Here is a 9,303-nt window from a genome sequence, read left to right as displayed (position 1 = left end):
GGAGCGGTAGTTCAGTTGGTTAGAATACCGGCCTGTCACGCCGGGGGTCGCGGGTTCGAGTCCCGTCCGCTCCGCCAACACAACGAAGCCTCGTCAGAAATGACGGGGCTTTTTTGTGTCTGAAATTTGAGTCAGGTTCGCTGAGGCCAGAGTCGTTTACCTGTCTTTATAGTTTTTTAATATGTAAAAAATGTCAAACAGTATATAGATTAGATGCCTATCATAGTCAAAAAGAGTCGATGATTGCCATCGACTCATAACCGCTAAATTACATCTGTGTTAGTCATCTTTTCTAGTTGATGATGAATTGTAGCTTTTTAGTTTGAAAAACCTAAGGTATACAGCAAGAATACATTTAAAATAATGACTAGAACCACAATCAAGTTGCCAATGATAGAGGTGGCTCTATGATTGTGAAATGGCCCCATGATTGTTTTGCTATTTGTGAAAATTAATAAAGGAATAATAGCCAGTGCAATCCCAAAGCTCAGTACCACTTGGCTCATGATCAAAATTTTAGTGCTGTTGACACCCATTGCTACCACAATAAAAGACGGCAGCATGGTGACTGTTCGACGAACCCAAATTGGGATGTGAAAGTTTACAAAACCCTGCATGACGACTTGTCCAGCCAGTGTGCCGACTACCGTTGATGATAAGCCAGATGCGATAAGAGAAATACCAAACAAAATTGCCGCGCTTTTACCCACAAGTGGTGTTAACGTCATGTAGGCTGTTTCTATCTCTGCCACATCTTGGTTTCCTGTGAAATGGAACACTGCTGCGGCCATTGCAACAATAGCTATATTAACGAAGCCAGCAATGGTCATAGCAATAAAGATATCGGTTCGAGTTGATTTCAATCGTTGCGTAGGGCTTACACCATAGCTGTTTTTAAATAATGCCGAGTGTAGATAAATAACATGTGGCATAACAGTAGCACCTAACATTCCAGCGGCTAAATATACTTGATGGGGATCTGTGAGACTCGGTATTAACATCCCTTGCAATAACGCCCCTCCTTGCGGTTTGGCAAATACCAATTCAACCACATAAATAATGGCCACTAGCATCAATAAACTAGCAATCACCACTTCAAGCGGTTTTTGTCCTCGACGGTTAAAGGCTAAAATCACAAAGGTGGCTACTGCGGTAATGCATACTCCGTCAAAGAGTGAAACACCAAGCAGGAGTTGAAAGCCAACCGCAGCCCCTATGAACTCAGCCAAATCAGTTGCCATTGCGATGATCTCAGCTTGAATCCAATAAGGGTAAACGGCCCATTTAGGTAAATGATCCCGCAAATGTTCTGCCAGATTTTTCCCTGTCACAATTCCAAGCTTTGCAGAAAGGTATTGAATCAGCATTGCCATTAAGTTGGCCCATAGAACTACCCATAGTAGTTGGTAGCCAAATGATGCTCCAGACTCGATATTGGTGGCAAAGTTACCAGGATCGATATAACCAATGGCAGCAATGAAAGCGGGCCCTAGTAATAACATTTTTCTTTTCAGCTTAGCGCTAAAACCGATAGAGCCGGAAGGTGCCGACACTGTTGAAATAGACATAATTTATTCTTCCTGCGAATGTATGTTTCAACAATATTACCAATGCAAATGAGAATCAATATCACCTGTGATTTGTTATGAGGTGAAAATGGCAATCTAATATTGAGCTTTTAATGTTAAGTACGGGAGTGATGAAATCTCACGTAGAAGTGAGCAGGGTGTGCTCAATCTTTTCTGTAGGAATTGTAGATGTTGATTTTCTGTTTATTTATAAACGACTAGACGACTGGTCTAATTGATCGTAAGCTAATGCCATGAAATCAGAAACTCAAGATACACGACAGCACATTCTCGATACTGGCTACCAGCTGATTGCTCAGCAGGGGTTTTCGAATGTCGGTTTGTCGCAACTACTTAAACATGCCGATGTGCCGAAAGGCTCGTTTTACCATTATTTCAAATCGAAAGAGCAATTTGGTGAAGCGCTGATCCAAGATTATTTTGAAAACTATAAGATGCGTCTTAAAGCTCGTTTTGAAGACAGTGATCTGAGCGCTTATGATCGCTTGGTTAGTTACTGGCAGTGTTGGATCGATATTCAAGCTCAGGAATGCTCAACACAGCGTTGTTTGGTCGTAAAGTTAACGGCTGAAGTGGCTGACTTATCTGAGATGATGCGAGTTGCATTACTTGATGGGGTCGAAAGTGTACTTGGACTGATTGCCGATTGCATTGAAGCTGGTATCAAAGATGGCTCTATTGCCGAAATGGACAGCTATAGAGCTGCAGAACACCTTTATAATCTGTGGGTTGGTGCGAGCTTGTTATGTAAATTAACTCAAACCCAAACGGGTCTCCAGCGCGTGATGAAAACAACCCAAACCATACTTAAAAAAGGTATGGACGAATCTTAATGATCAGCTGAAAAAAGCTGGTCATGTCTTTATTAAATTTACTCACTTTTGTTCACTTTTTTGAGAAAGAAGCAAAAGTTCAGTCTATAACTAGACGACTGGTCTATTTTTAGGTTGTGAACTAGCAAGTCAGCAAATTAAAAGGATATAACATGACAAACTCAACAACAGAAAATCGCCGTTTTGTCTTAGCTTCACGCCCGCATGGTGTACCAACAGCTGAGAACTTTCGATTAGAGTCAGTCGCGAAACCTGTGCCTCAAAGTGGTGAAGTGCTATTGCGAAGTGTTTACCTGTCGCTCGACCCTTACATGCGTGGCCGTATGAACGATGCTAAATCGTATGCTGCGCCAGTTGCGCTAGACGATGTAATGGTGGGTGCGACAGTATGTCAGGTTGAAGAATCAAATAATGCTGATTTCCCCGTTGGTGAGTGGGTGCTTGCGTATACGGGTTGGCAAGATTATGGGGTTTCTAATGGCGAAGGCTTGATTAAGCTAGGTAGCCAGCCTCAAGCGCCATCGTATGCATTAGGCATTATGGGTATGCCTGGTTTTACCGCGTACATGGGCTTATTAGATATCGGTCAGCCAATAGAAGGGGATACCTTAGTTGTTGCGGCGGCAACGGGTCCTGTTGGTGCGACTGTGGGTCAAATCGGTAAACTGAAAGGCTGCCGTGTGGTTGGTATTGCGGGTGGTGAAGAAAAATGTCGTCATGCAGTCGAAGTACTTGGTTTTGATATATGTATTGATCATAAAGCCGATGACTTTGCGTTACAGTTAGCTGCTGCGTGTGACAAGGGTATTGACGTGTACTTTGAGAATGTCGGTGGCAAAGTTTTTGACGCTGTGATACCGCTACTCAATACGGGTGCACGTATTCCATTGTGTGGATTGATTTCGCAATACAATGCGACATCATTGCCTGAAGGTCCAGATCGTCTTTCTATGCTAATGGGTACCTTGCTTGTTAAACGCATTAAGATGCAGGGTTTCATTATTTTTGACGATTACGCACATCGCTATGGTGAGTTTGCTCAAGACATGTCAGCATGGCTGGCTGAAGGGAAAATTCAGTACCGTGAGCATATCGTTGAAGGTTTCGAAAACACCACAGAGGCGTTCATTGGTTTACTTGAAGGTAAAAACTTCGGCAAGCTGGTAATTAAAGTGAGTGAACCGCTATAAGTTGCCCTAAAAGTTCAGCCAAAATTTTAATATGAATTTGAAGCGTAGTGCGAAAGCTCTGCGCTTTTTTAGTTTTGTTCTGATTGGAAACTGCGCTGGAAGCCACTTAGGTATAGAATAGTTTTAATTAGCTAATTAATTAGCTAATTAAGTAGTATAGAAATGAACATCGAACATATTTGGGGTGAGTACCGCGCCAGCCTTCAAGCTTTTTTACGCAAAAATGTATCTAATACTGCAGATGTCGATGATTTGCTGCAAGAAGTGTTGATTAAGACATACACCCATTTAAAGACGGTCAAAGATCCTACGCAGATCAAATCCTGGCTATTTCAGGTGGCGAACAACGCTATTATTGATTTTTACCGTAAGCAAGGTCGCCAGCATGCGCTGCAAGAGGATGAACTTTGGTATAGCAAAGAAGAAGAGAGCATTCCAAGCCAACTTGCGGGCTGCATTTCCCCATTTATTCAAGCGTTGCCCCAAGATGAAGCCGAGATGCTAACAGCGATTGAAATCAACGGCGAAACACAGAAAAACTATGCCGAAAAGCATGGCATAAAGTACTCAACATTGAAGTCTCGCGTGCATAAAAGTCGCGAAAGGCTACTTGGCCTGTATCAAGAGTGCTGTGACTTTTCGCTCGATTCAAAAGGTAACTTGATGGAATACAAGCAAAAGCCAAATTCTTGCAATAAATGCTAGTCGCTGTGAGTATGGATGATAAAGAACCGCTGCATATAACCGCGGTTTTTCATTAGTAAAGGGATCCGTTAAGAGGTTAACTCAGATATAGCGTAGGTCGGTATTACGACTAAATAGCACTATTATAAAGTTCTCTGAATGCTGTTAATAACTTGTATTGACTGGCAAAACCTTCGTTATTAATCTTCCAACTGGTTAAAGATGTGATCTGATAAAATGTAATAGTTGGTTGAGTGAGAAGTTTGTTAATAATGACATAATTGCCGCTATCGGTTGTGGGCTCTAGAAAACTAACACCGTCACGGGTTGTTATTTTAGTAAAGCGAACATTTTTACCATCGACTTTGAATATGTCTAAAAAAGCGTAGTGATCTTTTAGAGAAAGTAAGGACTTATCTCTTGTGCATGTCTCGGGAAGTTCCAGTTTAAGTACAAAACTGATCCTATCTGGTTCCGCTAGCACAATAGGGACAAAGCATAACCCAGAAGAACAGGAAGCACTGCCTACGATCATATTGGGCGAATGTGTGTCGATAGACCAGCCTGAGCGCGTTATGTTCCCTGACTCTGGCTGAGCCCAAATGCTTGTTGGTATCCATGAAACCAGGGCAATTAAGGCAAGTAAGAAATGCTTATTCATCAGAGGCTCCAAAGCAGTACGTGCCGAGTTGGTTAGAGCGAAAACAAATGTCGCCGTTAGTATCGTTTAATACATTTAATTGATGGCTCGTTCCGTAGCCGAGAACGCGAGCAAATTCATTATAAGCTCTCACCTTACACGCTTTTTGAGGATGATTAACAGTCACATGACCTTGTGTAAGTTTGATTGTCTTATTAAGAAAGTGCTGGTAGTAATCATAAGTAGCGGAAACATAGCTGCCAATACAAGCATCGTTAGGACTAACATTGCTCACTTGTATCTGAATAGTATGATCTTTTATCTCTAATTTAACCTCTGCGAGGCTGTAACTATTCACATTAATATCTTTAATAGTTGTAATATAGCGGCCTTTGTTAATTTTATAAAATGAAATCCAATCGTGGATGATGTAAATGTTTGTTGAGACGAGGAGCAAGATGATGACTTTATATTTAAGAACCATAAGAGCAAAAATCTATTAAATTATTATTGTTTCGTAGATTAGCGACGAAGGCGTTAATAGAGTAGGTGGTATTGATACGCTTATTGTTACCCTGACATGATAAGTACACTCTATAGTTGTTGATACTAAAGCTAAGCTTGTTTGATGTTTTATTGAAGAAGTCGCTGCCCCAGCGCGAGGTACGGTAATCTGAATTTACTTCTTCATTTAAGTATGTAAGTGAGTAAGATGAGGTATTGCTTCCACTTTTATGAAAATATTGAAAGAAAACCATCGATTGCAAACAAATTAAGAAGAACATAAACACTTGAAGTGTTATTTTATTCTTTAGCAATAGACTACGACATTTTTTATCGTTAACTTTATTATTGTCATCGGTCTTAGCCGTTGATATATCAGTTGGATTCACAACGTGCTTCCACTGTTTCGATATACGATAGCCCACTCTAGGCGTAGTGACGATTAATTTTGTTATACCAACTTTATCGAATTTCTTTCGTAAAGTTGATACCACTTGTGTCAAACTTTTGTCGGGGTCTGAGATCACCCGACCTTCCCATAACTGTTCAACGCATAATTGTCGAGTGACATTTTTATGATTCAACAGTAATTCAAGTAGCTTCCCTTCTATAATGGTAAGTGTGATTTTATATTCGTCATTGATAATGATTTGGTACGGATCGGCACATAACTCAATAGAGTTACTCTCATTGATAATACTTATGTTGTCCATTTAAGAGTGGCCACTTATAATCGGCGAAATTCAATGTGACTATTATTAACAAGCCTTATAGCTAAATAAAGTTAAATAAGGCTAAGTGATTACTTTTCAGTCTTTAGCCGTGCATAAAAAAACTAAATAACTGTAAAAACCACAAAATTCATCGCTATTTATTGCTTTTAATGGCGGTTTTAGATGATAAGTATCACAAGTTTTGGCTGTGTGTTATTTGTCTTTATTTAACATGTTCTCATCGTTCTGCTTCGGTAATCTTGCCCTGTTTTTATACCAATTAAGGATATGGCGTGATACTAACTAAACCGAGAAAAACCGTCTTAGATGGTGAAACCAATAGCCCTACAATAAGTGATAGCCTCAATCTCTCCTATAATGTCGATGCAAAAGACAAGCAGCTGAGCTTTATCCCGGTTGTGCAAAAAATTCATAGTTATACAAAACCGTCAATTAATCGTTGTGAAGTGTTTTTCAGGCCAAAAGGCTTACGTACCGAAGTTTTCTATCAAGAACTCAGTGATGAGGAGTCATGCTTTATTGCCAAGAAGCAACTGAAGTGGTTGATTACCTTTGTTGACGTTAAATCGCGCAATAAAGATCTGCTTGTCGATGAGCTTTTTGTGAATGTCGACCCTGTTGCTTTATCTTCAGTTGTTGCTGATATTATCTCGTTACGAGATGTACTAGCAGTTCGTGATGTTAAATTAGTCATTGAGATAACAGAGCGAAAGCCTGAGGCATTAAATGTAGGGTTGATTAAAGAGATACATGAGTACGGCGTCTTCTTTGCATTAGACGATTACTGTTTTAATCATGATGTTAGACATGGCCTATTGACGACAGATTGTATCAGTTATATTAAAGCTGATGTGAGTAGTATTCGAGAGCTTATAAACCCTATTGTTGAATTAAGAAAATATAGTAATCAATCGTTAATTATCGAAAGAGTTGAATCGGTTAATGATATTGATATTTGCCTTCAAATTAAGAGTGAAGGAATTCAAGGATTTTATTTAAGTCGGTCTGTAGGCATTGAAAGTATCTATGTTAATTAACGTCTTGTAAGTTAACTGTTAATAGATGATTGATGTTGTGAAGATTCGTATTTTATACCTTAATCTTAATGAAATAGTTTAGATGTGATGGATTTATAATGTTTAAGAAAATAACTATTGTGTTGATAGTCTTGTTGACTATTTTTGTTTCCGTAATGATTTCCTATAATGCATTTTCGATGTTTGACTCAATGCGCGACCAAAATAAAGTCAGAGTTGAGCAAATCCTCCAAATACAAAGTCAAATCGTTAATAAGTTAGAGGGATTAGCGGCAAGAGGTGATTTATCTGAGGAGAAGGCGAAAGCCGTAGCACTTGAGATATTACGAGGAATCCAATACTCAGATAATGAATATGTATGGACAGCAACACGTGATAATCAAGGTCTCTTACGTTTTATCTCTGCACCATCAGATCCACAAATTCATGATAAGTCATTTAGTGAAATTGTCGGTGAACAGACGGAGCTTGCGCTGATGTCTAATATGTCGAATAAAGTGAGTAACACGCCAGTCAATTATGTTTGGCAGTCAACAAACGATGATGTCACAACCGATATTAATAGCGTAGCTATCAAGACTGCGGACTGGGGATGGTTCTTGGGCAATGGTGTTCAAGATCATGAAATAAAAGAAGAGATTAAGACCACGTTAGGCTACAACATGGCTATTACATTTCTGCTTTATGTTAGCGTAGTAACGATTATGTATTTGGTGATAAAGCATGAACTGAAAGGGATCAGTCCAATTACACGATTTATTGGTGCAATGGCCTCTGGTGATTTTGAGCGATTGAAGGTGACTAAATCCGGTAATGAGTTAGATATAATTGCTAATTCACTCGAAGAGTTACAGTTACGTGTTCGCTCTATCGTATCGCTATCAGCACATCATATGCAGAGTATCCAACAGAGTCAGCAACGTCTGACGGATATAGTACAAGTCAACATCGAAAATTCTGAGTATTCATACACAGAAATTGAGCAAGTGGCGACCGCCGCCACAGAGCTGTCAGCTACCGCCGCGGAGATAGCACTGAATGCGCATGAAGCAGAAAATGCTGCGGTAACAGCAATCGAAGTGATAGAAGAAAGTAGCAATATGGTCATCCGCGCAGAAGAGATCACCTCCCAAGTTAATGACTCTATTCTTGCATCGTCCGAGATTGTGCATGGGTTACGCAATTATTCTGAAGATATTGTATCTGTGATCCAAGTGATCAATAACTTGTCAGATCAAGTGAATTTATTGGCACTTAATGCGGCGATTGAAGCGGCAAGGGCGGGTGAGGCTGGGCGAGGCTTCGCTGTTGTTGCCGATGAAGTACGTTCATTAGTGGGCAAAACGCAGCAAGCAACTGTCGGCATTCAAGAGATTATTGATAATTTGCAAAAAAATTCGATTGAAGCTGATGTGAGCATGAAAGAAAACGTGACTATGGTAAATGCGTCTAAACAGATAATTACTGATTTTACTTTTGCGTTTGAAAACATCTCTTCAAAAATCAGTGATATTTCAAATGTGAATGCTTTGGTTGCAACGGCAACGGAAGAACAATCCTCGGTGACGAAAGATATTTCTGAGCGGATTGAAGGCATCAATAGTGCAGTTAATACCAATGTTGATAATAGTAAGGAAACCTCATTTATCAATAATACGATTACTGCCTCTGTCAGTGAACTACAAGATGAGATGAGCTTCTTTAAAGTTGCCGAATGTTGATTATTGAAGGTAGTCCCATTGTCCAAAAAGTCTCTACAAGAGTCATTTTCTTTAATGGCTAGTAAATCTATTGCTAGATACGGTTATTTTTCACTCGACACTATCGTTCAATGCAGAATTAAGCACAGGAACAATAAGGTTCAGATAAACCTTGCGACCAGAAAGAAACTTGTGCCTTTTAGTTGTAATAAACAAAATAAAAAGTCGGATTCTGTTCTTAAGAAAAGATTTGAATCTGATAAGACGATCCAACCAGAGAAGACTGTGAGCCGATTTTCCAATTACCGACTTGTCTGCATCTGGAATGAAATATCGTCGTTGACTGAAAAGTTAAGTTTTAAAAAATAGTAGAGCTAAGAAAATAATAATAT

At 39.6% G+C, this 9,303-nt stretch carries 9 protein-coding genes and 1 tRNA gene; 6 read left to right on the top strand and 4 right to left on the bottom strand.

The window, feature by feature from the left end; all coding sequences use genetic code 11:
- Nucleotides 1-77 (top strand) — tRNA-Asp (locus ASV53_RS20645).
- 240 nt (nucleotides 78-317) lie between these two features.
- Here ASV53_RS20645 and ASV53_RS20640 read toward each other — a convergent pair.
- On the bottom strand, nucleotides 318-1,568 hold the full coding sequence (locus tag ASV53_RS20640; protein ID WP_062691147.1) for an Nramp family divalent metal transporter: 1,251 nt from the start codon (nucleotides 1,566-1,568) through the stop codon (nucleotides 318-320).
- 254 nt (nucleotides 1,569-1,822) lie between these two features.
- Here ASV53_RS20640 and ASV53_RS20635 point away from each other — a divergent pair, with 254 nt between their 5' ends.
- The 3 genes from ASV53_RS20635 to sigZ all read left to right on the top strand — a co-directional run bounded on the left by ASV53_RS20635 (nucleotide 1,823) and on the right by sigZ (nucleotide 4,317).
- Nucleotides 1,823-2,422 carry a TetR/AcrR family transcriptional regulator gene (locus tag ASV53_RS20635; protein ID WP_094958485.1) on the top strand — a complete coding sequence of 200 codons (600 nt, stop codon included), beginning with the start codon at nucleotides 1,823-1,825 and terminating at the stop codon, nucleotides 2,420-2,422.
- A 152-nt stretch (nucleotides 2,423-2,574) separates the two neighbouring features.
- Nucleotides 2,575-3,612 (top strand): NADPH-dependent curcumin/dihydrocurcumin reductase, encoded by a 1,038-nt coding sequence (gene curA / locus ASV53_RS20630; RefSeq protein ID WP_094958484.1) that lies wholly within the window; start codon nucleotides 2,575-2,577, stop codon nucleotides 3,610-3,612.
- A gap of 162 nt (nucleotides 3,613-3,774) precedes the next feature.
- Entirely contained in the window at nucleotides 3,775-4,317 is a 543-nt protein-coding gene (gene sigZ, locus ASV53_RS20625) for an RNA polymerase sigma factor SigZ (protein WP_062691149.1), read from the top strand.
- A gap of 109 nt (nucleotides 4,318-4,426) precedes the next feature.
- On the opposite strand, the gene ASV53_RS20620 is transcribed toward sigZ, so the two are convergent.
- From ASV53_RS20620 to ASV53_RS26255, 3 genes are read right to left on the bottom strand one after another with little or no spacing between them, the layout of a single operon-like run.
- On the bottom strand, nucleotides 4,427-4,957 hold the full coding sequence (locus tag ASV53_RS20620; protein ID WP_094958483.1) for a hypothetical protein: 531 nt from the start codon (nucleotides 4,955-4,957) through the stop codon (nucleotides 4,427-4,429).
- The gene (locus ASV53_RS20615; protein ID WP_094958482.1) at nucleotides 4,950-5,420 is read right to left on the bottom strand and encodes a hypothetical protein; all 471 of its coding nucleotides are present in this window, start codon (nucleotides 5,418-5,420) and stop codon (nucleotides 4,950-4,952) included. The genes ASV53_RS20620 and ASV53_RS20615 overlap by 8 nt, the downstream gene beginning before the upstream one ends.
- Complete coding sequence (locus ASV53_RS26255; RefSeq protein ID WP_094958481.1) at nucleotides 5,410-6,153, bottom strand: winged helix-turn-helix domain-containing protein; 744 nt, start codon at nucleotides 6,151-6,153, stop codon at nucleotides 5,410-5,412. Before ASV53_RS26255 ends, ASV53_RS20615 begins: the two co-directional genes overlap by 11 nt.
- Before the next feature lie 293 nt (nucleotides 6,154-6,446).
- Here ASV53_RS26255 and ASV53_RS20605 point away from each other — a divergent pair, with 293 nt between their 5' ends.
- Both ASV53_RS20605 and ASV53_RS20600 read left to right on the top strand, forming a co-directional pair.
- Nucleotides 6,447-7,211, top strand: coding sequence for an EAL domain-containing protein (locus tag ASV53_RS20605; protein ID WP_094958480.1), 765 nt, complete (start codon nucleotides 6,447-6,449; stop codon nucleotides 7,209-7,211).
- Between the two features lie 98 nt (nucleotides 7,212-7,309).
- Nucleotides 7,310-8,932 (top strand): methyl-accepting chemotaxis protein, encoded by a 1,623-nt coding sequence (locus ASV53_RS20600; RefSeq protein ID WP_094958479.1) that lies wholly within the window; start codon nucleotides 7,310-7,312, stop codon nucleotides 8,930-8,932.
- The last annotated feature ends 371 nt before the right edge of the window (nucleotides 8,933-9,303 follow it).

It is taken from the genome of Photobacterium sanguinicancri, from assembly GCF_002265265.1.
Lineage (GTDB): Bacteria > Pseudomonadota > Gammaproteobacteria > Enterobacterales > Vibrionaceae > Photobacterium > Photobacterium sanguinicancri.
Note: the sequence above shows the minus strand (reverse complement) of the source record. Positions and strands in the feature narration are given on the sequence as shown.

What these genes read in the sequence shown, in the direction of transcription:
- ASV53_RS20620 (WP_094958483.1), bottom strand. Translation starts at nt 4,957, where the DNA reads ATGAATAAGCATTTCTTACTTGCCTTAATTGCCCTGGTTTCATGGATA.
- ASV53_RS20600 (WP_094958479.1), top strand. Translation starts at nt 7,310, where the DNA reads ATGTTTAAGAAAATAACTATTGTGTTGATAGTCTTGTTGACTATTTTT.
- ASV53_RS20635 (WP_094958485.1), top strand. Translation starts at nt 1,823, where the DNA reads ATGAAATCAGAAACTCAAGATACACGACAGCACATTCTCGATACTGGC.
- ASV53_RS26255 (WP_094958481.1), bottom strand. Translation starts at nt 6,153, where the DNA reads ATGGACAACATAAGTATTATCAATGAGAGTAACTCTATTGAGTTATGT.
- ASV53_RS20640 (WP_062691147.1), bottom strand. Translation starts at nt 1,568, where the DNA reads ATGTCTATTTCAACAGTGTCGGCACCTTCCGGCTCTATCGGTTTTAGC.
- curA (WP_094958484.1), top strand. Translation starts at nt 2,575, where the DNA reads ATGACAAACTCAACAACAGAAAATCGCCGTTTTGTCTTAGCTTCACGC.
- ASV53_RS20615 (WP_094958482.1), bottom strand. Translation starts at nt 5,420, where the DNA reads ATGGTTCTTAAATATAAAGTCATCATCTTGCTCCTCGTCTCAACAAAC.
- sigZ (WP_062691149.1), top strand. Translation starts at nt 3,775, where the DNA reads ATGAACATCGAACATATTTGGGGTGAGTACCGCGCCAGCCTTCAAGCT.